Genomic DNA, 20,212 nt, shown 5'->3' with positions numbered 1-20,212 from the left:
AACAATGATTTAGGCGGACTTGCGAATTCGCTCCTCGACCTGCTGCGGCAGGGTTTCGCCCAGGTGACCGAACCGTGGTTCGCCTATCAGCTTGTCATCGTCCTCATCCTCTTCGCAGGCGCCAAGTTCCTCTCACGCAGCATCGTGCCGCGGCTGGAGGACCGGGCACGTCGGATCCACGGCCACCCGGGCATCCTGCGCGCCGTGGTGGCGCTTCTCCACCAGACGGACTGGATCGTCTTCGTCGCGTTCTTGTTCCTGGCACTGTCGGTCATGCGTGCCGTCACCTGGCCGAGCCGCAGCTGGCTGGTCGCGGTCGTGCTGTCGCTCTCAGCGGCCTGGCTCGTTGCCTCGGTTCTCTCACGCGTCATCCGCAACAGGCTCGCCGCCCGTATCGTCGCCTGGCTGGTGTGGCTCTACGCCGCGCTCGTCATCCTCGGTCTCGATGAGCCGATGGCCGCCTTGCTGGATTCGCTCGCCCTGCCCCTGGGGGACTTCCGCCTGTCGGCGCTCGTGATCCTGAAATCACTGCTGGTGCTGGCTGCCGCACTATGGGTCTCGGTGCTTGCCGGCAACTTTCTCGAAGAGAGGATGCAGCGGACCTCCGACCTGACGCCGTCCGTCCGCGTGCTGGTCGGCAAGATCGCCAAGATCGGAGTGATCCTTATTGCCGGCGCCGTAGCTCTTTCCACCGTCGGCATCGACCTCACCGCACTCACCGTCTTTTCCGGCGCTGTCGGCCTGGGGCTCGGCTTCGGCCTGCAGAAAGTGGTCTCCAACTTTATCTCCGGCATCATCATCCTCGTCGACAAATCGATCAAACCGGGCGATACGATTTCGCTGGGCGAGACCTTCGGCTGGATCCGCGAGCTGCGGGCCCGCTTCGTCTCCGTTGTGACGCGTGACGGGCGCGAGTACCTCATTCCCAATGAAGACTTCATCACCGAGCGGGTGATCAACTGGTCGTTCTCGGACGAGCTGGTGCGCCTCGACGTGGAATTCGGCGTCTCTTACGACTCCGATCCTCACAAGGTCAGCGAACTGGCGATCAAGGCGACGGCGGGTGTCGACAGGGTGGAGGCAAGCCGCCGCCCCGTCTGCTGGCTGACGGACTTTGGCGATTCGTCTCTCGACTTCGTGCTGCGCTTCTGGATCCGCGATCCGCAGCAGGGGCTGACCAACGTCCGCGGCGAAGTCCTCTTGGCGCTGTGGGACGCTTTCAAGGAGAACGGCATCCAGATCCCCTACCCGCACCGCGAGATCATCATGAAGCAGCCGAAAAAGCTGCCGGATGGACTGGACGGATTGCCGGCAGACTGAACGCCGCAAGCCTCAAGCCATCTCCGGCCGAATGCCGATCGCCGTGCGGTCGATCACCTCGCGTAGTGCAAAGGAGGAGTTGATCTTGATGACATGCGGCATCCCCGTCAGCCATTCCTTGTGAATGCGCTCGTAGTCCTCCAGATCGCGTGCCGCGATCCTCAGGATGTAATCATATTCCCCCGACATCAGATGGCACGACAGGATGTTGGGGCAACGCTTCACCGCCGCCTCGAACTCGGTAAGCGTCTTCTCGAACTGCCCGGTGAGCGAGATGTGCACGATCACCGTCATGCGGTGCCCCAGAGCGGCATTGGAAAGCTGGGCGTGGTAGCCTCGGATGACGCCCGTCTTCTCCAGATTGTCGAGCCGGCGCGAGCAGGCCGATTGCGAGAGCCCCGCCTTCTCCGCAAGCGCCGCGTTGGAAATGCGTCCGTCCTGCTGGAGCGTATCGAGAATGGCAATATCAATCCTGTCGAGCGGCATCCTTCGTATTTTCTCCATCGATACCTATATTTTGCGCAAGAAATAACGAAAGTGGCCTCCCAACGCAAACCACTTCGCAAGGACCTGCGGGGCCAGTTGCGCTATTTTTGCACTTGAACCCATCACATACCGGAGATCGCCTGAAATGCGCGTCGGATGCCCCAAGGAAATCAAGAACCACGAGTACCGCGTGGGCCTCACCCCAGGCTCGGTGCGCGAATATGTGGCGCACGGCCACGAGGTGCTGGTGGAGACGGGCGCGGGTGCCGGTATTGGCGCCGACGACAACGCCTACCGTGCGGCCGGCGCCGCGATCACCAAGACCGCCGAGGAGGTTTTTGCCAGAGCCGACATGGTCGTCAAGGTCAAGGAGCCGCAGGCTTCCGAGTGGGTGCAGCTGCGCGAGGACCAGATCCTCTACACCTATCTGCATCTCGCTCCGGACCCGGAGCAGACCAAGGGGCTGGTCGCATCGGGCGTAACCGCCATTGCCTACGAGACGGTGACGGACGAGCGTGGCGGCCTGCCGCTGCTTGCGCCCATGTCGGAGGTCGCTGGCCGGCTCGCCATCCAGGCTGGCGCCACCGCGCTTCAGAAGGCGAACGGCGGCCGCGGCGTGCTGCTCGGCGGCGTGCCGGGCGTGCTGCCGGGCAAGGTCGCCATCATCGGCGGCGGCGTGGTCGGTCTCAACGCTGCCAAGATGGCGATCGGGTTGGGTGCGGACGTCACCATCATCGACCGCTCCATCCCACGCCTGCGCCAGCTCGACGACATCTTCGCCGGCCGCGTGCATACACGCTATTCCACCGTCGAGGCGCTGGAGGAGGAGTGCTTCTCCTCCGATGTGATCGTGGGCGCCGTCCTCATTCCGGGTGCTGCGGCACCCAAACTCGTCACTCGTGAAATGCTGTCGGGCATGAAACCTGGCGCCGTGCTCGTGGACGTCGCCATCGACCAGGGCGGCTGCTTCGAGACATCGCGCCCCACCACCCACTCCGATCCCACCTTCGCGGTGGATGGCATCATCCACTATTGCGTCGCCAATATGCCCGGAGCAGTGCCGGTCACCTCAGCGCACGCCCTCAACAACGCCACGCTCCACTACGGCCTGCAGCTTGCCGACAAGGGCATGAAGGCGCTGGTCGACGACCCCAACCTGCGCAACGGCCTCAACGTCCACAAGGGCCGCATCACCAACCGCGCGGTGGCCGAGGCGCTGGGTTACGAGATGGCCGAGCCGAAGACTGCGCTGGCCGCTTAGGGCTACCGCCTTTCCTCCCGAACTTGCCCGCCATTCGTGGCGGGCATTTTTACGCGCGCTCGATGCGGCACTGGTAGCAATTGTATTTCGCTGAACGCAGGTGGAGATAGACAACCTGCGGCCGCTGCAGGAGTTCGTGCGCCTGCGTGCAGACGAGCCGCTTCGGCGTCACCGAGCCGGTGCCGTAGATGATGCGATCTTTACCATCGTAGCCACGCAGGAGGAATTCGGTGGAGGCGCGGAGCGTCTCCGGCATCACGTCGCTCTCCATCGCGCGCGGGCATTCGTCCGCACACAAGAAGATCGGCCCTGTCTCCGCATAGGGCTGGAGATCGGGGAAAGGCCGGTAGGCAAACACCAGATAAGGCCGCCCCGCCGGCACATGGCGCAGGCAGTGGCGGCAGGGTACGCCGTCGCCGTCCGAGATACGGCGCTCCGGCGGGCTGCCGTAGGCGTCGAGGCCGCCGCCCTGGAACGCCCGCGCCTCCCGTGTCGGCATGGCGATGAAACGTATGAGGCCCATGGATCTTCTCCTGCGTTCGAAGCAGGAGAAGACTATCGATCACGGGCGGTTGAACCACCCGATTCATGAGGGCTAAAAGACGAAATCGTCGATGCGCCTGAGCGTCACGCGGCGGTTTTCCCAGCTCTCGTGGGGTGTCGGCACGAGCAGGAACTCCTCACCGTAGCCGACGGTCTCCAGCATGTAGGACAGGATGCCGAAGTGGCGGACGAGGACGTTCTTCAGCGAGCGGGCACGCATTTGCGAAAGCTGGAGGTTGTAGGCGTAGGAGCCGACGGCGTCCGTATGGCCCTCGAGCAGGATGCGCGTGCCCCGCCGGCGGCGCATGAGCTGGCTCAGGGCCGAAGCGATATGCTCCACCTTGCCATATTGCGAAGGCAGGATCTCCGCCGAATCGAAGGCGAAGTTGATGGCCTGGATATCGATGGACGGCGCCATGCGGCGCAGTTCCGGGCGGCGCTTGAACTGCTCGATGGTGACGCGGTTTTCCGGCCTCACGGCTCGGCGAGGTGCGGCCTCCAGGCTGCGCAGGATCTGGCGCGCCGACGGCATCTCCGGCTGCGCCAGCGCGATGGTGGGCAGAGCGGCGGATGCCGCGGTCGCGGCGGCGGCGAAAAGGATCTGTCGGCGGTTCAGCATTGGTCTCTCTCCCGAGGATTTCACTGTCGGGATGATGACCGTCGGCACCTGAAGCCGGCATGAATGTGCCGATACGCCTGCGTTCATATGGTCACCGCAGAAGCACCGCCGCCCGCGCCTCGGGCGACAGAACCGTGACCGTCTCCTCCCTTCGCCAAACGGGGCTGAAGCCCATCTTCTGGTAGAGCCCGAGTGCGGCCGGATGGTCGAGCGTGCAAGTCTCCACCGACACCAGTCGCGGCCCGTGCGACCAGGCGGTGCGGATGGCAGACCCCAGGAACCAGCGGCCGAGCCCGGTGCCCACGGCGTGCGCCATCAGGCCGAAATGCACCAGCCGGCATTCGTCGCGCGGCAGAAGCCGCAATTCGAAAAAGCCCGCCGGACAGCCCTCCATGTGCAGGACATGGATGTCCGTCTGCGTGCTTTGAAGACGCTCCACCAAGGCCGCGTCGGAAAGGTTCAGCGCCGCCGTCCAGTGCCAGTCGCGGCCCACGCGGTCGTAGAGATAGCGGTAGAAGTGAAGCGGCATGTCGTGGCAGCGCAGGAGCGCCAACTGCCGCCCGGAGGGGATGGTCGGATAGGTGCGCGGCGGCACGGCCATCTCCAGATGGGTGACGGTGGCGGGCAGTGTGCGGCCGCTACGCTGCTTGAGGACGGCGTTCATTCCGACCCCGTGACGACCGGAGTGTCATCGCGCGCGCCCCACTCGCTCCACGAGCCGTCGTAGAGGCGGTTATCGCGGTGGCCGAGCGATTCGAGCGCCAAGGTGATGACAGCCGCCGTTACGCCCGACCCGCAGGAGGTGACCACCGGCTTGCTGAGATCGAGCCCGGCTTCCTCCAGTCTTTCGCGCAGGCGGTCGGGCGGCAGCAGGCTTCCATCTTCGGAAAGCGATGTGGCCGGAACATTGATCGCGCCAGGCATGTGGCCGGAGCGGACGCCGGTGCGCGGCTCCGGCTCCGCGCCCGTGAAGCGCCCGGAAGGCCGCGCGTCGGCGACCTGCGCACTTCTTTCCTCGACGATCCGCCGCATGTCGGTGAGATGGGCAACGCGGGACTTGTCGAAATGCGGCATGAAGGCGGTGGGGGCGATCTTCGTCGGCTCGTTCGTCACCGGGCGGCCTTCCGCGCGCCAGCGGTCGAACCCGCCGTCGAGCAGGAAGACCCTTTCAGCGCCCATCACCCGGAACAGCCACCATACGCGCGGAGCGGAGAAAAGACCGGGACCATCGTAGACGACGATCGTATCGCGCTCGGAAATGCCCATGGAACTGACGAAGCGCTCGAAGGTGAGCGGTTCCGGCAGGGCGTGCGGCAGGCCGGAGTCGGGCTCGACCACCAGATCGTGATCAAAGAACACCGCACCCGGTATGTGGGCGGCATCGTATTCCGCGCGTGCGTCCCGCCCCTGGGCCGGCAGGTACCAGGAACCGTCGACGATCGACAGCCCCGGCTCCTTGAGGCGTTTTTCCAGCCAATTGGCGGAAACGATGAAAGGGTTCTTGTCGCTCATGCGATTCTGTTCCGTTGTGCTTTTCCGGTGGTCGCTGCCTCTACCGGCACAACATAGAATTCTCGCGCAAACGGCAAGGGCCTTCGCACGCTCGGCAGGTCAAGCTGCTCCTCAATCCGCCGGCAGCGGGCCGAAGCGGATACGGAAGCGGCGGTTCTCCCGCCCCTTCTTCTCGATCTTGCCGATGTGGACCGCGCCGATCTCCCCGGTGCGACCGACATGCGTGCCGCCGCAGGGCTGGCTGTCGATCGAGGAGTCCTCGCCGATGCAGACCAGGCGGATGCGCCCGGCGCCGGCCGGGGGGCGTACGTTCTTCGACTTCACCAGCGACGGGTTGGCCGAAAGCTCCTCCTCGTCGATCAGGCGCGTGAAAACCGGGTGATCGGCGGCGACCAGTGCCATCAGCTCTTCCGTCACCCCCTCCTTGGTGAAGCCCGCATCCGGCAGGTCGAAATCGAGGCGCGCATCCTCCTCTCCCACCGAGGCGCCGGTAATGGGAAAGGGGCAGATGGCGCTCAGGAGATGGCAGGCGGTGTGCATGCGCATCAGCCGGTAGCGCCGGTCCCAGTCGAGTTCGAGCTTCACCGTCTCGCCCACTTCCGGCAACGGCTCGCCCGCCGCCGGCACGTGGATGATCTCGTCCTTGGTGCGGCCGGTCACCGTCGCCGCAATGGCAATCCTCGAGCCGTCGGAGCGCAGGAAGCCGCCCGTATCGCCCGGCTGGCCGCCGGAGGTGGCGTAAAAGACCGTACGGTCGAGAATGACGCCGCCGCGATCGTTGATGCCGAGAACGGCAGCCTCCGTCGAGGTGAGGTAGGGCTGGTCGCGAAAAAGCGCCTCGGTGCGGGTCATCTGCTCCACGGCATCCTCCACATGAAACGTGCAGGCGAAACCCTAATCCCGCGATAATCATATTGGAACCGGCACGCTTTCGATTTCCGTACAAGCTGTGGCAGAATGCTTGTGCGCCGCCGGAGGCTGCGGTGCCGCCAATGGAGGGGGATTTCCTATGCGGCGGATTGTGAATGTGCGAACGGGGCCGTTGCTCGGCCTGTATCTGGCGGCCTTCATGCTGCTGACGGGCGGCTGCGCCATCGAGCCCGGCACTCCGGGGCCGTTCTATCAGGTGGAGAGATCCGCGCTGGCCGGCGCACCCGGCAACATCATCCGCTCCGAAGTGTTTGCCGGCGCCCCCACGGGTGCGCGCGCTTGGCGCGTGGTCTACCGCTCCACCGGCCTTGACGGGGAGCCGATCGCCGTTTCCGGCGTGATCGTGGCGCCCGAGCGGCCGAGCGACGCGCCGCAGAAGGTAGTCGCCTGGGCGCATGGGACGACCGGTATCGTCAGCCGGTGCGCACCGTCGCTGCGCCGGGGATTCTTCGGCTCGGTCCCAGGACTGAAGGCGTTTCTTGACCGCGGCTATGTGGTCGTCGCCACCGACTATCCCGGCCTCGGGACGCCCTCCCCGCATCCTTATCTGGTGGGCACGAGCGAGGGGCGAGCAGTGCTGGACTCCGTGCGCGCCGCAATGCGAATGCCCGAGGTCGAGGCGTCGAATGAGTTCGCCGTCTGGGGCCACTCCCAGGGCGGCCATGCGGCGCTGTACACCGGGCAACTGGCGGCCTCCTATGCACCGGATCTCAAGCTCGCCGGTGTCGCGGCGGCGGCGCCGGCCACGGACCTGACCCAACTCCTGCGCGACGATATCGACAGCGCTCCCGGCAGGGTGCTGACGGCCTACGCACTGTGGTCGTGGAACCGGGTCTACGGCGCCCCGCTCGACAATCTGCTCGATCCCTCCACGGGCGCCGCCGTCGATCGCATCGCAGAGGACTGCCTTGAGGGCCTGTTCCAGGCGCTTTTGCTGCGCCGGCACGAGAAGGCACTCGAGAAGGACTTCATCCACGGCGATTTGAGCGACATCGAGCCCTGGAGATCGCTGCTCGTGAACAATTCCGCCGGCAGCGCGGCCACGGGCGCGCCGCTCTTCATCGCCCAGGGTTCGGCCGATATGCTCGTCCGGCCCCGGGTCACCATCTCCTACGCCCACAGCGCCTGCCGTGCAGGAACGCCCGTCAGTTTCGACTGGATCGAAGGCGGAGACCATCTCGCGGCCGCCACGAAGGGTGCCGACAAGGCGGCTGACTGGATCGCCGGTCGCCTGGAAGGTGCCGCCGCGCCCAGCGACTGCGACAAGCTGCCGACGGTGGCCGCGCCGGGATAAGGTTGTCAGGAGGCCGGGGGGTGCCATGTGCAGTGGCCTTTCTCGCTCGTTGGCGGGGACACCCTTCGACCCCTTCGACAAGCTCACCCTTCGACAGGCTCAGGGTGAGGACGGGCGCGCGCCATCGTTGCCACGCCCGCTGCTCGCGTCTGGCCATTTCAAAGAACCCACCCTTTGGGAAGGCTCCCTTGAGGTGGTGGGAAGACGGGCGGCCGAAGTGTCGCCAGTCTAGATTTTTTCAGCGACCTCTCGGCCGCCCGTCCGGCGATTTCCGTCTCCGCCCGTTCCGCTTCCAGGGAGTGGATTGTGGAAGGTTTTTTGCCTTCCGCGACGGGGGTGGCCCTTCGACCCGCTCGGGGCTGCCACGTTGCCCGTCATTCCTCCGCTCCCCTTTAAAGTGCACCGTCCGGCACGCGCCGCCCGTAGTGGCGGCAGGGGAACCCTTGGGCAGAGCCTCCCCGGGCCGGCCGCCACGTTAGCGGCCCGCCGGAGGCGCCGGCCCCTCCCCACGAGACCGCCGTCGCGATCCGCGTTCCCGCGGGAGGGACGGGACGATGATAGGGGCGGCGTGGGCAGGGGGGCGTATTTTCGTGCGAAAAAAGTTTGCAGGTTGTGGGGGATCAATGGGTTGGCGGGTAATCGGGTCGAAATTTATCCCCCGCTTGTCCAATAGCCGCGCCTCTGGCCGAAGGGCTGTAGAGTTCCTCCAAACATGCGTCATCCCGGCCAAGGGAGCGTAAGCTCCCGCAGAGCCGGGACGCATTCCGTGACTTGGCCAACGTTCCGGGATGACGCGCGCGGTGGGGAAGGTCCGTCCTTCGGCAAGACGGGGAAGCGTGAAGGCCAGCGCCGCCTCGCCCTAACGCCCTACTCCGCCGGCACCTCCTCATACGGCACGGGGATGGCCACTTCCTTCTCCATCCAGCCCGGCACGGGAAGGCCCTTCTCGCGCAGGAAGGCCGGGTTGAACAGCTTGGACTGGTAGCGCGTACCGTAGTCGGCGAGCACGGTGACGATCACGTGGCCGGGGCCCATTTCCTTCGCCAGGCGGACGGCGCCGGCGATGTTGATGCCGGTGGAGCCGCCGAGGCACAGGCCCTCTTCCTGGACGAGGTCGAAGACGATGGGAAGGGCTTCGGCGTCAGGGATCTGGTAGGAGAAGTCGGGGCTGAAGCCGGTGAGATTGGCGGTGACGCGCCCCTGGCCGATGCCTTCGGTGATGGAGCTTCCCTCCGATTTCAACTCGCCGGTCGTATAGTAGCTGAAGAGCGCCGCGCCCATGGGATCGGCGAGCGCGATCTTGACGCCCGGTTTCTTCTCCCTGAGGCCGTCGGCGACGCCCGCTAGCGTGCCGCCGGTGCCGATGGCGGAGGCGAAGCCGTCGACCTTGCCTTCCGTCTGGCGCCAGATCTCCTGCGCGGTCGTCGCCCGGTGGCCGTCGCGGTTGGCGACATTGTCGAACTGGTTGGCCCAGATGGCGCCGTTGGGGTCGGTTCTGGCAAGCTCAGCGGCGAGCCGGCCGGAAATTTTCACATAGTTGTTGGGGTTGCGGTAAGGCACCGCCGGCACCTCGATCAGTTCGGCGCCGAGCACGCGCAGCGCGTCCTTCTTCTCCTGGCTCTGGGTCTCGGGAATGACGATAACCGTGCGGTAGCCGAGCGCCTTGGCGACCACGGTGAGGCCGATGCCGGTGTTGCCCGCCGTGCCCTCGACGATAATGCCGCCGGGCCGGAGCAGGCCCCTCTTCTCCGCATCACGGATGATAAAGAGCCCTGCCCTGTCCTTTACCGACTGGCCGGGGTTCATGAATTCGGCCTTGCCGTAGATCTCGCACCCGGTTTCCTCGGAAGCGCGTTTGAGGCGGATGAGCGGCGTGTTGCCGATGGTTTCGATCACCGAAGGCTGCATCAGGGGATTCCTCGTTTTTGCCGGCGAAGCCTAAAAGCCGCCGTCAGTCCCGACAAGGCGTGTTTTTGCGCCGGCCCGCCTGCTGCTGGCATAGGGTTCGGCGCTGGCGGCAGCGGGAAGACGATTTTCCCTCCCGGTTTCAGCGCTCCGCCGGCTGGGGCGACGGCCGCGACGCCGGCTCCGGCCGGGCGTCGCGCGTAAAAAGATAGACCAGAATGCTGGCCAGAAGAACGCCGGCATAGAAGACGAACAGAGTGCGGTAGGCAACGGCCGGCTCCCCCGGCACGGTGGACGCGGTGACCACGGCGCCGGTGGCGAACTGCATCAGCCCAACGCCGCCGATGGAAAAGAAGTTGAGCAGGGTGACGCCGCGCCCCGTCAGATGCGCGGGCATGAAGGCGCGGCCGTGGGCCATGATCACCCCGTAGCTGCCGCCGGTGAGCCCGATGAGGACGAGAGCGACCGTTGCCGCGCCGACGCCGGCAAGGGGAAAGACGGCGAGCCAGGCGACGGCGGCCGCGCCGAGCGTGTTGCCCGCCACCGCCACCCATTTGCGCGTGCCGGTGAGGGTGTCGAGGGGGCCGTAGATGAAGGTGCCGGCGGCCATGGCAAGTGCCATGAAGAGGGTGACCTGGCCGATGAGCAGCGCGTCGGCGCTATAGACATCGGCGAGATACGGCCCCGCCCACAGGCCGCGGATGCCGGCGGCGGCGGCGTAGTTGAGCGCGGCTAGCGGGATGATCGGCCACAGGGCGCGCAGCCGGATGAGTTCGAGATAGCCGCCGAGGCCGGAGCTTCCGAAGACGCTGTCCTCGCGCGCGGGGTCGCGCACGATCAGGAGGATCCCGCCGGCAACCAGGAGGGTGATGACGCCGAGGCCCGCCATAACTTCGCGCCATCCAAAGGCCTCGGCCGCGGCGGCCATGGGCGAAGCGCCCACCACATTGCCCATCGTGCCGATGGCCATCAGCCACGAGGTGAGCACTGCAAGCCGCGCCGGCGAAAAGGATTTTGCGAAGATGAAGACGGAGGCCATGAGCACGGGCGCGCAACCCATGCCGATCAGCGCCATGGCGGCGATCACCATCCACGGGGCCGTGGCGAAGGCGAAAAGAAAGGCGCCGCCGCCGGCGCAAAGGCCGAGGAGCACGCCCGCCGTGCGGCGCGGGCCCCAACGGTCGAGCGAGATGCCAACGGCGAACTGCATCAGTGCGAAAAGCGCAAACCATGCGCCGGAGGCGGCCGAAAGGTCGGCCTTGCTGGCGCCGAGTTCGGCCGTGAGCGCTGGCGTGAGGACGGCGAGGAAGGAGCGGTAGAACTGTGAAAGAACGTAGGCCGCCGTCAGCGCGGCAATTCCTGCCATCGATGCTCCTCCAGGCTTGCGCGGGCACCTTAGGACCGCGTCACCTCCCGCCCGTTTGCGCGAAGCACCCGAGCCGGCATGTGGTCTATCGCAGGGGGAGAGGCCAGGCAATTGTGCCAGTAGGCGGAGAAGGTGTCGCCAGAGTGGTGGAGATGCGCGTGAACGACGGTGCGTGCCTTCACCCTCGTCCTTCGACAGGCTCAGGATGAGGCTGATGGCCACGTCACCGCAAGCTTCACCGTAGGCAAATTGGCGCACACAGCCCTCATGGTGAGCTTGTCGAACCACGAGGGCGGATGCCGGCGCCCACCGGAAGGCGGGCACCGGCGAATTGTCAGGCCGCGCGGGAGCCGAAGCGGACGGCGCCGTTCTTTGGGCCGCCACGGCGGTTGCGCTTGCGGCGCGGGGGCTTGGAGCCGGTCCGCTCGCCGCCGGCATCGCCCCTCTGCTTGAAGGGGCGCGGGCGGTCGTTGGCGGGCTCCTGGCGGGCAGGCGCGGGGTCGCGATGCACGGGATCGGGCTCGCGCGTGACGTCCTGCGACACGTTAAGGCGCATGCGGATGATGCGCTCCACCTGCCTGAGCTTCGATGCCTCGGCGGGATCGCACAGTGTGATGGCCTCGCCTTCCGCCCCGTTGCGACCGGTGCGGCCGATGCGGTGGACGTAGCTTTCCGCCTCGTCCGGCAGGTCGAAGTTAACGACGTGGCTGATGCCCGGCACGTCGATGCCGCGCGCCGCGATGTCGGTGGCGACCAGGATGCGCACCGAACCGCTGCGGAAGCCGTCGAGCGCGCGCTGGCGGGCGTTCTGCGACTTGTTGCCGTGGATGACGGCGGCCTCGAAGCCGTCCCGTCCGAGGTCGCGCGTCACGCGGTCGGCGCCGTGCTTGGTGCGGGCGAAGATGATCACCTGACGCATGTTGTCGTCGGCCAGCATGTCGGAGAGCACTTTGCGCTTCTGCTTGGTGCGCGCCATCACCACGCTCTGGCGGATTTCCGCTGCCGTGGTGCCCTGGCGGGCGATCTCGACGCGCACGGGCTCGCGCAGGAGGCTTGCCGAGAGCTTCTCGATTTCCTTCGGCATGGTGGCCGAGAAGAGCGCGGTCTGCCGAGCGGGGTGCGTCGCCTTGGCGATGCGCCGCACGTCATTGATGAAGCCCATGTCGAGCATGCGGTCGGCCTCGTCGAGGACAAGCCAGGTGGTGTCCGAAAGCACGATCTCGCCCTCGCGCACGAGGTCCGTCAGGCGGCCGGGGGTGGCGATCAGGATATCGACGCCGGGGGCCATGCGCTTTACCTGGCTGCGGCGCGATACGCCGCCGAGCACGAGTGCTGTGGAAACATGCGCTCCCTTGGCGAGCTCGCGCACGACCTTCTCGATCTGCACCGCAAGCTCGCGCGTCGGTACCAGCACCAGGGCACGCGCCGTGCGCGGCCGGCGCTTGTTGCCGAGGCCGATGATCTTCGACAGGATGGGCAGCGAGAACGCCGCCGTCTTGCCCGAGCCGGTCTGGGCGACGCCCAGGATGTCGCGGCCTTCGAGGAAGGCGGGAATGGCTTTTTCCTGGATGGGCTTGGGAGCGGACATGCCGGCGGCGGCAGCCGCGTCGAGCAAGGTGCCCGTTATTCCCAGCTGTGCGAAACCGAGCGGCTTCGCGTTGTTGTCATTGGTCAATTCTTATCTCTTTCATATTCGGCGCCGGGATTGCGGCGCGCAAATCGGATCGCGGCAGGGCGCAACCTGCCGAAATGGGTTTTGGATGAACGACAAGGCGGCGGAGACATGCTCCGCGCGGCTGCGCTGTCGCGCCCGAAGCGTTGCCGCCCGGGGCTTTTCCCGCCTGCCGGTCCAAAGGGAACGTTAGGGAGAATGAGACGCAACCAGTCTCGTTGAGAGAAAGCCGGTCAATCCGGCCCATGCGCCTATGGGGCCCCATATGGCGTATGACGGCCAAAAGTGCAAACGAATAATTGTGCGGCGCAAAAAGCGGTCAGGCCGACAGGGCTTGCGGCAGGACAAAGGGCGTCGCCCCAGCCGGCACGGCACCGACCTTCAAGGGGCAGTCGAAGACCTCGGACAAAAGCGCATCCTGCATCACCGCGTCTGGCGCCCCTGCCGCAGCACTCGTGCCGCGGCGCATGACGAGCACATGATCGGCGAAGGCTGCGGTCAGGTTGAGGTCGTGCAGGACGGCGACCACCCCTCCCCCGCGCGCCGCGAACTCGCGCGCGATCTTCATGACGAGAAGCTGGTGCTTGATGTCGAGGCTGGATACCGGCTCGTCGAGGATGAGGTAGCGCGGGCGCCCTTCCAGCACCGGGGCCCATACCTGGCAGAGGACGCGGGCGAGCTGCACGCGCTGCTGCTCGCCGCCGGAAAGCTCTTGGTAGAAGCGGCCGGCGAAGCCGGAAAGGTCCACCTTGGCCAGAGCACGTTCCGGCAGGTGCTCGTCCTGGCCGGCGAGCGCGCCCGAGCGCCCGCCCATCAGCCCGAGCCGCACCACTTCGCGCACCGTGTAGGGGAAAGAGAGCGTGATTGCCTGCGGCAGCACGGCGCGTGAAATGGCCGCTTCCGCGGGCTTCATCTGCGCAAGCTCGCGGCCGTTGAAGGCGATGCTGCCGCCGTAGGGAAGATCGCCCGAGAGCGCCTTGACGAGGGTCGACTTGCCCGAGCCGTTGGGGCCGACGATGGCGGTGACGCGGCCAGGCTCTGCCGTGAAATCGACGCCGGAGAGAATGCGTGCGCGGCCGAAGGAGACAGTGACGTTGCGGGTTTCGATCATGGTCTTTCTTCCGCTAAAGGTCGAGGATGCCGCGGCGGCGCAGGAGCACCCACAGGAAGAAGGGAGCGCCGAAGACGGCGGTGACGATGCCGATGGGCAGTTCGGCCGGCGCGACGATGGTGCGGCTGACGGCATCGGCCAGGAGCAGCAGGCTGGCGCCGAGAAGGGCTGCGGCCGGCAACAGGTAGCGGTGGTCGGGGCCGATGATGAGCCTGAGAAAGTGCGGTACGACGATGCCGACGAAGCCGATGCCGCCGGAAACGGCGACGGCCGCGCCCGTGGCCGCGGCGACAGCGAGAACGACGGCGTTCTTCATGCGCTGGACGGGAATGCCGAGGTGGCGGGCCGAAGCCTCGCCCAGCGCCAGCGCGTTGAGGCCGCGAGCGAGGAAGACGGTGGCGGCGAGCGCAAGCACAATGATCGGACCGGCCGAGCCGATCTTGCTCCATGTCGCGCCCCCGAGAGAGCCTAGCTGCCAGAAGGTGAGATCGCGCAGTTGCCGGTCATCGGCCATGTAGATCAGGATACCCGACAAGGCCATCGCCAGCGCGGCCAGCGCAATGCCGGCAAGGAGCATGGTGGCGATCGACGTCTGCCCCTGCCGCGTGGCCACGCGATAAAGCAGAAGGGTCGTCACCAGTCCGCCGAGAAAAGCCGCCAGCGGCAGTGCGTAGATGCCGAACAGGGCGACGAAAGGCCCGAGCACGGTGCTGCCCAGGACGATGACGGTGATGGCACCCAGGCTTGCCCCCGCCGAGACGCCGACAATGCCGGGATCGGCCAGGGGATTGCGGAAGAGCCCCTGCATGAGCGCGCCGGAGACGGCGAGCGCGGCACCGACGAGAATGCCGAGCGCCACGCGCGGCAGGCGGATTTCGTAGACGATGAGCCGGTCACGCGCCGAAAGGGCCGCCTCCTCGCCCTGCTGGAACCAGCCCTTGATGACGCCGAGCACGGAGGCATCCGAGGCGCCGGTGGCGGTACTGACCGCGGCGACCACGACGAGCATCACGACAAGAAGCGCAATCGCCAGCCGCGCCCGCGCCGAGCGGTCGCCTTCCGGCGCGTCGGCAAGGCGCCGTAGCGAGAGCATTCCGGCGGCCGGCGGCATGGCTCAATTCGCCGCCAGCTGACCGTAAAGGGCCGCCGCGAGGTCGCGGACAGCACCGGCTGTGCGCGGACCGAAACCGAGGAGATAGCCGCCGTCCATGCGCACGATCGCCTTGTCGCGGGCAGCCGGCGTCGGCGCGATGGCCGGATGGCTGAAAAGTTCCTCGTCGGCGGCTCCGTGATCGCCGCCGCGATCCATCATCAGGATCACGTCGGGCTGCGCCTCGGCCACCGCTTCCTCCGAGACCTGCTTATAGCCGGAGAATTCACGAATAGCGTTGACGCCGCCGGCCATGGCGATGATGCCGTCGGCGGCGGTGTCCTTTCCCGATGCCATGATTCGCCCGCCCTGCATGCTGAGGATGAAGAGCACGCGCTTGGGCTCGGTAACGCCGTCCGTCAGGCGTTCGGCGGCGTCGATGTCGCGTGCGACGGTGTCGGCAAGCTCCTCCGCCTTCACCGTCTCGCCAAGGGCGGCGCCGACGAAGCGGATCTTTCGCAGGATGCCTTGGCGGTCGAAGGTCTCCGGCACCACGACGAGCGGCACGCTGGCCTTTGTCAGCACGTCCATGGTCTCGGGCGGACCGCTGCCCTCCAGCGCCAGGATGGCGCTCGGCGTGACGGAAAGCACGCCCTCCGGCGAAAGCGCGCGCATGTAGCCGACATCGGGCAAGTCCTGCGCCTCGGGCGGGAAGGTGCCGGTCGAATCGCGCGCCACCAAGTGCTCTTCCTCGCCCAGAGCGTAAACGATCTCCGTCAGGGAGCCGCCGATGGAGACGAGGCGCGAGGCGTCCTCGAAGGGCTGCGGCAGGTCTTCGGCGGCGTGCGCGGGCGCTGCCAGGAAGGCGGCGGCCATGAGAGCGCCAAGCAGGCGGAGGGGCTTAAGATTCGCGAGCATCGCTTTCATCCTGGCTAGGCGTGATGATGTTTGTAGGTTCAGCCAAACGGAGAGGCGCGCGCCCTCCGGCAATCTAAGCAGCCGAGGCCTGGGGAACGCGCGGGAGGTGCTCCATGAGGAAGCGCCATTCGCTGCGTTCGTCCTCGCCCTCTTGTCTTTTGCCGAAGAACTGGATGATGAGGCGGCCGTTGCCATCATAGGCTTCGAGCGAGGTGACGTGGCCGTCGCTGTTCGGCTTGCGTACGGCCCACACCTCGGCCACGTGGTCGAGCCTGAGATGCAGGTGGAATGTCGGGTCCATGACGTTGAGCCATGGGCCCATGGTCTTCACATTGGCGATGGGTCCGGAATGGATCTGGATGCAGCCGCGGCTGCCGACGAAGCACATGATCGGGATTTCCTGCTGCACGGCATGGCTCATCATCGCCGGGAGCGCCCCTTCGTCGAGCCGCCAGGCGAACTCCTCGCCGATCATGCGCACCGCCTGCCAGCGCGAAAGCTTGAGCGTGCGCAGGATGCCGGCAAACTGGTGCACGTCGGTCATGGCGCTCCAGCGTTCGCGCAGCGTCTCCGTCACCGTGTCGTCGCTCTCCTGCGGCGGCCCGCTTTCCTTGACGGGGCCCACCTGAACCACGGGGCTCTGGTCCGCCGCGGTCAGCGCCTCCACAAGGTTCTGGTAGGCATAGAAGTTCGAGTCGGGCCGCAAGTGCACCTTGTGCACCGCGTCGCCCGCCTGGTCGAAGAACTGCAGGCTGTGGCGCACGTCCTTGCCATTCCGCTTTTCCACTGCGAAGGCGTGTGCCCACTGCGAGGGAAAAATCCGCAGGTCGATGTCCTTGCCGAGTACGATGGCGCTTTTGTCCGTCGCCTTCGCATTCTCGTAGACGCCGATCTTTTCGTGCACCGCGCTTTCGTTGCGCGTCAGCGCCATCACGTTGCCGACAGCCGGCATGCCGGCGAGAAAATCCGCCACGCGCGGCACGATCCGGGTCGAACCGTGGCCGCAATGGGCGCCTACCAGCTCGGCCTCGGAGATGCCCAGGATCCGGGCAAGGTCGCGCTCGCGCATCTTGGGGTTTTCGGCGCGCTTACGCCGGATGTCGTCGGGCTGAAGAGCCGTCTTCACCGTCATGTCCGCCACCGGGTTCACTTGTTCAGGATCAGCTTGCCCTGCCGCGTGATCTTCAGGCGGTAGAACGATCCGGCATGCTCGATGGCGATCTCGCGGCGGCCGCAGAACAGGTCATCGCTGGTGACGGTGCGGTCCGGTATCGCGCCGCTATTGCGGAAATCGACGCCCTGACGGACGGGCACGGGCTGAAGCCTCTCGGCCGAAAAATCGCTTCTCATTGTTTGAACCCTCTCTCCTCGTCACGTGAAATCTTCACCCACTCACACCACCGCGACGGCGGCATATTTTCGCACGGCACATTTGTTGACAGAAAGTATCATGTTTTATAGACACTGCAATACCGGACAAATCAAGTCAACAATTAAGCCCGCCGGGGGCAAGGCAAGCCAGCAAGCCTGGATTTTCAGGGCGAGCCAGCATCAGGCCGCGTGAATATCAGGGGTAAAGAGATGAAGGGGCTACTGGCTCGACACAGGACGGCAACGCTCGGCGGGGCGGCCGTCATGACTGTTCTTTCAATGCAGGGGGCGGTGGCGCAGCAGACCGCCGACAACACGATCGGCGTCACAGCGCTGCAGCGGCTGGTGGTGGGCGCCGGCGTGGACAAAGTGGCGATCGACACGCCGCAATCGGTCACTGTCCTGGAACAGGAGGACATCGACGAGGAGCAGGCAACCACCGTCGGCGATGTGCTCAAGCGCGTGCCCGGCGTCAACACCTCCGGCTCCGACCGCGTTTTCGGCCAGACCTTCAACATCCGCGGCATCGGCGCACCCGAATCGGCCAACGAGGAAGGCCGCATCATCGTCATGATCGACGGGGTGACCAAGTTCTACGAGCAGTACCGCATGGGCGGCTTCTTCTCCGACCCCGAGCTCTACAACCGCATCGAGGTGCTGCGCGGCCCCGCCTCGTCCACCCTCTACGGCCCCGGCGCGCTCGGCGGCGTCATCAGCCTGGAGACGAAGGACGCGTCAGACTTCCTTGCCGACGGCCAGAGCGGCGCGCTCAGGCTCAAGAGCGGCTACAATTCCAATAAGGACGGCTGGCTAGGCTCGGTCATCCTCGCCCAGCGCATGGGCGAGAACGCCGAGTTCCTCCTCGCCGGCAACTACCGCCGGTCCGACCCCTATGTGACGGGCGACGGCACCGAGGTTCGCAGTTCCGGCTTCGATGCATGGTCGGGCCTTGCCAAGGGCACGTTCAGGGTCGGCGACGAGGGCACGCTGCGCCTGTCCTACCAGCAATGGGATTCGGATGCCGACGACCAGGACTACGCCCAGGTGGGCACGCAGACGACCTTCGGAACGGTCGACCGCCATGTGATCGACCGGCAGGCCGTCATCTCCTACGAGAATCCGTTCTCCGGCAACGACTGGCTGGACCTGAAGGTGATGGCTGCCTTCTCCGATACGACGGTCAAGCAGCGGGACGCGACCGGCAATCCCATGTTCGGTCTCACCTGTGCCACGAGCGCGCTGTTCTGCGATACCGACTACAGCTACCGGACCTGGTATTTGAACGCCGAGAACACGAGCGAGTGGCACGGGGACAACTGGGAGAACCACCTCACCTACGGCTGGCAGAACTCCTACCAGATGCGCCGCGCCGAGGCGACCGACGTTGCCGGCAACCCGGTCGGCTTCACCTTCCACCCCGAGGGTGAAGACTTGAAGTCCGGCGTCTTCGCGCAGAACGAGTTCATCTGGAATGAACGGCTGACCATCGTTCCGGGAATGCGCGTCGACTGGCACCGGCTCTCGCCCGGCGATTTCGTCGACGCCGAGAAGACCGACGACTTCGCCTTCTCGCCCAAGATCGCGGCCCATTATGAGTTCAACGAGACCTTCGCCATCTTCGGCTCGGTTGCCCACACGGAGCGTTTTCCGTCCCTCGACGAGGTCTTTTCCACCACCAGCAGCAGCAGCATCTTTAATCCGAGCCTGGGTCTTGAGAAGGAGAAGTCGAACAATTTCGAACTTGGCTTCGCCGTCTCCGGCTACGATTTCTTCCAGGCCGGCGACAGCCTGCAGCTCAAGACAACCGGCTTCTATAACGACATCCGCGACCTGATCTCGCGCAATCCGGCCTTGAGCCCGGGGTTCAACGACGCGCCGGGCTACGTCAATATCGGGCGGGCCGAAATCTACGGCGCGGAGGTGGAGCTTGCCTATGAGGCCGACTACGTCTTCGCCGAGGCGGGCTATGCTTACCTGGTCGGCAAGGACAAGGACACCGGCAGGTACCTGACCACCATCGCGCCGCATGAACTGTCGCTCACCCTCGGCGGGAAGCTGCCCCAGCACGACCTGAAGTTCGGCTGGAAGGCGCGCTTTGTCGCCGCGCCGCAGGATGACTGCCGCCGTTCGGACAGCCCCGTGGTGTGCGCCGGCGACAGCTCGCAAGGCTCCACCCGCTTCGCAGAATCCTTCGACGTCCACGACGTCTTCCTCACCTGGAAGCCGGACGACGGGCAGTTCGCCGGATGGGAGGCGGAGCTTGGCGTCGATAACATCTTCGACAAGCAGTACAAGGAGTTCCTCCACAACGACCCCGCCAAGGGCCGGACCTTCAAGGTCTCGCTGGCGAAGCAGTTCGGGTGGTGATCATGGGACATGCTGCAAGGACATTTTCGCCTCTGGCCGTGGCGCTCCTCTTCACGGCGGGCGCCCTGCCCGCCAAGGCCCAGGAAGGCGGCGCGCCGCCTTCCCTGAGCCTCGAGCTCAACGGAACGGAGGCGACGGAGCGCGGCTGTCGGCTGACATTCGTCGCCGCCAACCGCCTGGGCGAGGACATCGAGCGGGCCGCTTACGAGGTGGCGCTGTTCGGCACGGACGGGCTGGTGAAGCGGCTGACGGTGCTGGACTTCAAGGCCCTGCCCGACGGCCAGACGAAGGTGCGCCAGTTCGACCTTCCCGACATCGACTGCGAAGGGCTCGGCCGCGTGCTCGTCAACGGCGCGACGGTCTGCGAGGGCGGGGAGAAGAACGCCTGCATGGAGAGGCTTAAGACCGCCACGCGCGGCAGCGTCGCCTTCGGCACCTGAACGTTCA

Annotated in this window: 19 protein-coding genes; 5 read left to right on the top strand and 14 right to left on the bottom strand. The window is 66.1% G+C overall.

Annotated features, from left to right (window positions below; all coding sequences use genetic code 11):
* Positions 1 to 39: 39 nt before the first annotated feature.
* Positions 40 to 1,320 carry a mechanosensitive ion channel family protein gene (locus N5A92_RS09725; protein WP_425248563.1) on the top strand — a complete coding sequence of 427 codons (1,281 nt, stop codon included), beginning with the start codon at positions 40 to 42 and terminating at the stop codon, positions 1,318 to 1,320.
* A 12-nt stretch (positions 1,321 to 1,332) separates the two neighbouring features.
* On the opposite strand, the gene N5A92_RS09720 is transcribed toward N5A92_RS09725, so the two are convergent.
* Complete coding sequence (locus N5A92_RS09720; RefSeq protein WP_260902167.1) at positions 1,333 to 1,806, bottom strand: Lrp/AsnC family transcriptional regulator; 474 nt, start codon at positions 1,804 to 1,806, stop codon at positions 1,333 to 1,335.
* A 145-nt stretch (positions 1,807 to 1,951) separates the two neighbouring features.
* Between N5A92_RS09720 and ald the strand changes: the two genes are divergently transcribed.
* Positions 1,952 to 3,067 (top strand): alanine dehydrogenase, encoded by a 1,116-nt coding sequence (ald, locus tag N5A92_RS09715; RefSeq protein WP_260902166.1) that lies wholly within the window; start codon positions 1,952 to 1,954, stop codon positions 3,065 to 3,067.
* Between the two features lie 49 nt (positions 3,068 to 3,116).
* Here the strand turns inward: ald and N5A92_RS09710 are convergent, their stop codons facing one another.
* From N5A92_RS09710 to N5A92_RS09690, 5 genes are all read right to left on the bottom strand, one after another.
* Positions 3,117 to 3,590 carry a DUF1203 domain-containing protein gene (locus tag N5A92_RS09710; protein ID WP_260902165.1) on the bottom strand — a complete coding sequence of 158 codons (474 nt, stop codon included), beginning with the start codon at positions 3,588 to 3,590 and terminating at the stop codon, positions 3,117 to 3,119.
* Between the two features lie 72 nt (positions 3,591 to 3,662).
* Complete coding sequence (locus N5A92_RS09705) at positions 3,663 to 4,229, bottom strand: OmpA family protein (RefSeq protein ID WP_260902162.1); 567 nt, start codon at positions 4,227 to 4,229, stop codon at positions 3,663 to 3,665.
* Positions 4,230 to 4,320: 91 nt separating this feature from the next.
* On the bottom strand, positions 4,321 to 4,893 hold the full coding sequence (locus N5A92_RS09700; RefSeq protein ID WP_260902160.1) for a GNAT family N-acetyltransferase: 573 nt from the start codon (positions 4,891 to 4,893) through the stop codon (positions 4,321 to 4,323).
* Positions 4,890 to 5,741: a 3-mercaptopyruvate sulfurtransferase gene (sseA, locus tag N5A92_RS09695; RefSeq protein WP_260902158.1), complete on the bottom strand. Its 852-nt coding sequence runs from the start codon at positions 5,739 to 5,741 to the stop codon at positions 4,890 to 4,892. Before sseA ends, N5A92_RS09700 begins: the two co-directional genes overlap by 4 nt.
* Before the next feature lie 111 nt (positions 5,742 to 5,852).
* Positions 5,853 to 6,593, bottom strand: coding sequence for an alanyl-tRNA editing protein (locus N5A92_RS09690; RefSeq protein WP_260902337.1), 741 nt, complete (start codon positions 6,591 to 6,593; stop codon positions 5,853 to 5,855).
* 157 nt (positions 6,594 to 6,750) lie between these two features.
* Here N5A92_RS09690 and N5A92_RS09685 point away from each other — a divergent pair, with 157 nt between their 5' ends.
* Positions 6,751 to 7,965, top strand: a complete 1,215-nt coding sequence (locus N5A92_RS09685; RefSeq protein ID WP_260902156.1) for a lipase family protein — start codon at positions 6,751 to 6,753, stop codon at positions 7,963 to 7,965.
* 867 nt (positions 7,966 to 8,832) lie between these two features.
* Here N5A92_RS09685 and N5A92_RS09680 read toward each other — a convergent pair.
* The 8 genes from N5A92_RS09680 to hemP all read right to left on the bottom strand — a co-directional run bounded on the left by N5A92_RS09680 (position 8,833) and on the right by hemP (position 17,377).
* Positions 8,833 to 9,873, bottom strand: a complete 1,041-nt coding sequence (locus tag N5A92_RS09680; RefSeq protein ID WP_260902154.1) for a cysteine synthase A — start codon at positions 9,871 to 9,873, stop codon at positions 8,833 to 8,835.
* A 139-nt stretch (positions 9,874 to 10,012) separates the two neighbouring features.
* Positions 10,013 to 11,236, bottom strand: a complete 1,224-nt coding sequence (locus N5A92_RS09675; RefSeq protein ID WP_260902152.1) for an MFS transporter — start codon at positions 11,234 to 11,236, stop codon at positions 10,013 to 10,015.
* Positions 11,237 to 11,570: 334 nt separating this feature from the next.
* Positions 11,571 to 12,911, bottom strand: coding sequence for a DEAD/DEAH box helicase (locus N5A92_RS09670; protein ID WP_260902150.1), 1,341 nt, complete (start codon positions 12,909 to 12,911; stop codon positions 11,571 to 11,573).
* Between the two features lie 316 nt (positions 12,912 to 13,227).
* Positions 13,228 to 14,019 (bottom strand): heme ABC transporter ATP-binding protein, encoded by a 792-nt coding sequence (locus tag N5A92_RS09665; protein WP_260902148.1) that lies wholly within the window; start codon positions 14,017 to 14,019, stop codon positions 13,228 to 13,230.
* A gap of 13 nt (positions 14,020 to 14,032) precedes the next feature.
* Positions 14,033 to 15,130: a FecCD family ABC transporter permease gene (locus N5A92_RS09660; RefSeq protein WP_260902146.1), complete on the bottom strand. Its 1,098-nt coding sequence runs from the start codon at positions 15,128 to 15,130 to the stop codon at positions 14,033 to 14,035.
* A 3-nt stretch (positions 15,131 to 15,133) separates the two neighbouring features.
* Positions 15,134 to 16,027, bottom strand: coding sequence for a heme/hemin ABC transporter substrate-binding protein (locus tag N5A92_RS09655; RefSeq protein WP_260902145.1), 894 nt, complete (start codon positions 16,025 to 16,027; stop codon positions 15,134 to 15,136).
* 73 nt (positions 16,028 to 16,100) lie between these two features.
* Positions 16,101 to 17,159 (bottom strand): hemin-degrading factor, encoded by a 1,059-nt coding sequence (locus N5A92_RS09650; RefSeq protein ID WP_260902144.1) that lies wholly within the window; start codon positions 17,157 to 17,159, stop codon positions 16,101 to 16,103.
* Positions 17,160 to 17,173: 14 nt separating this feature from the next.
* Positions 17,174 to 17,377 carry a hemin uptake protein HemP gene (hemP, locus tag N5A92_RS09645; protein WP_313958401.1) on the bottom strand — a complete coding sequence of 68 codons (204 nt, stop codon included), beginning with the start codon at positions 17,375 to 17,377 and terminating at the stop codon, positions 17,174 to 17,176.
* 285 nt (positions 17,378 to 17,662) lie between these two features.
* Here hemP and N5A92_RS09640 point away from each other — a divergent pair, with 285 nt between their 5' ends.
* Together N5A92_RS09640 and N5A92_RS09635 are read left to right on the top strand one after the other, a co-directional pair.
* Complete coding sequence (locus N5A92_RS09640; RefSeq protein ID WP_260902142.1) at positions 17,663 to 19,765, top strand: TonB-dependent receptor domain-containing protein; 2,103 nt, start codon at positions 17,663 to 17,665, stop codon at positions 19,763 to 19,765.
* Between the two features lie 2 nt (positions 19,766 to 19,767).
* On the top strand, positions 19,768 to 20,205 hold the full coding sequence (locus N5A92_RS09635) for a hypothetical protein (protein ID WP_260902141.1): 438 nt from the start codon (positions 19,768 to 19,770) through the stop codon (positions 20,203 to 20,205).
* Positions 20,206 to 20,212 lie beyond the last annotated feature (7 nt).

Origin of the sequence: Chelativorans salis (genome assembly GCF_025336525.1) — a bacterium.
Classification (GTDB): Bacteria; Pseudomonadota; Alphaproteobacteria; order Rhizobiales; family Rhizobiaceae; genus Chelativorans; species Chelativorans salis.
Note: the sequence above shows the minus strand (reverse complement) of the source record. Positions and strands in the feature narration are given on the sequence as shown.

Bases quoted from the DNA above. Each gene is read 5' to 3' on its own strand.
- ald (WP_260902166.1), top strand. From the start codon at position 1,952: ATGCGCGTCGGATGCCCCAAGGAAATCAAGAACCACGAGTACCGCGTG.
- N5A92_RS09690 (WP_260902337.1), bottom strand. From the start codon at position 6,593: ATGACCCGCACCGAGGCGCTTTTTCGCGACCAGCCCTACCTCACCTCG.
- N5A92_RS09700 (WP_260902160.1), bottom strand. From the start codon at position 4,893: ATGAACGCCGTCCTCAAGCAGCGTAGCGGCCGCACACTGCCCGCCACC.
- N5A92_RS09655 (WP_260902145.1), bottom strand. From the start codon at position 16,027: ATGCTCGCGAATCTTAAGCCCCTCCGCCTGCTTGGCGCTCTCATGGCC.
- N5A92_RS09660 (WP_260902146.1), bottom strand. From the start codon at position 15,130: ATGCCGCCGGCCGCCGGAATGCTCTCGCTACGGCGCCTTGCCGACGCG.
- hemP (WP_313958401.1), bottom strand. From the start codon at position 17,377: ATGAGAAGCGATTTTTCGGCCGAGAGGCTTCAGCCCGTGCCCGTCCGT.
- N5A92_RS09710 (WP_260902165.1), bottom strand. From the start codon at position 3,590: ATGGGCCTCATACGTTTCATCGCCATGCCGACACGGGAGGCGCGGGCG.
- sseA (WP_260902158.1), bottom strand. From the start codon at position 5,741: ATGAGCGACAAGAACCCTTTCATCGTTTCCGCCAATTGGCTGGAAAAA.
- N5A92_RS09635 (WP_260902141.1), top strand. From the start codon at position 19,768: ATGGGACATGCTGCAAGGACATTTTCGCCTCTGGCCGTGGCGCTCCTC.
- N5A92_RS09680 (WP_260902154.1), bottom strand. From the start codon at position 9,873: ATGCAGCCTTCGGTGATCGAAACCATCGGCAACACGCCGCTCATCCGC.
- N5A92_RS09650 (WP_260902144.1), bottom strand. From the start codon at position 17,159: ATGACGGTGAAGACGGCTCTTCAGCCCGACGACATCCGGCGTAAGCGC.
- N5A92_RS09685 (WP_260902156.1), top strand. From the start codon at position 6,751: ATGCGGCGGATTGTGAATGTGCGAACGGGGCCGTTGCTCGGCCTGTAT.
- N5A92_RS09720 (WP_260902167.1), bottom strand. From the start codon at position 1,806: ATGCCGCTCGACAGGATTGATATTGCCATTCTCGATACGCTCCAGCAG.
- N5A92_RS09675 (WP_260902152.1), bottom strand. From the start codon at position 11,236: ATGGCAGGAATTGCCGCGCTGACGGCGGCCTACGTTCTTTCACAGTTC.
- N5A92_RS09640 (WP_260902142.1), top strand. From the start codon at position 17,663: ATGACTGTTCTTTCAATGCAGGGGGCGGTGGCGCAGCAGACCGCCGAC.
- N5A92_RS09705 (WP_260902162.1), bottom strand. From the start codon at position 4,229: ATGCTGAACCGCCGACAGATCCTTTTCGCCGCCGCCGCGACCGCGGCA.
- N5A92_RS09665 (WP_260902148.1), bottom strand. From the start codon at position 14,019: ATGATCGAAACCCGCAACGTCACTGTCTCCTTCGGCCGCGCACGCATT.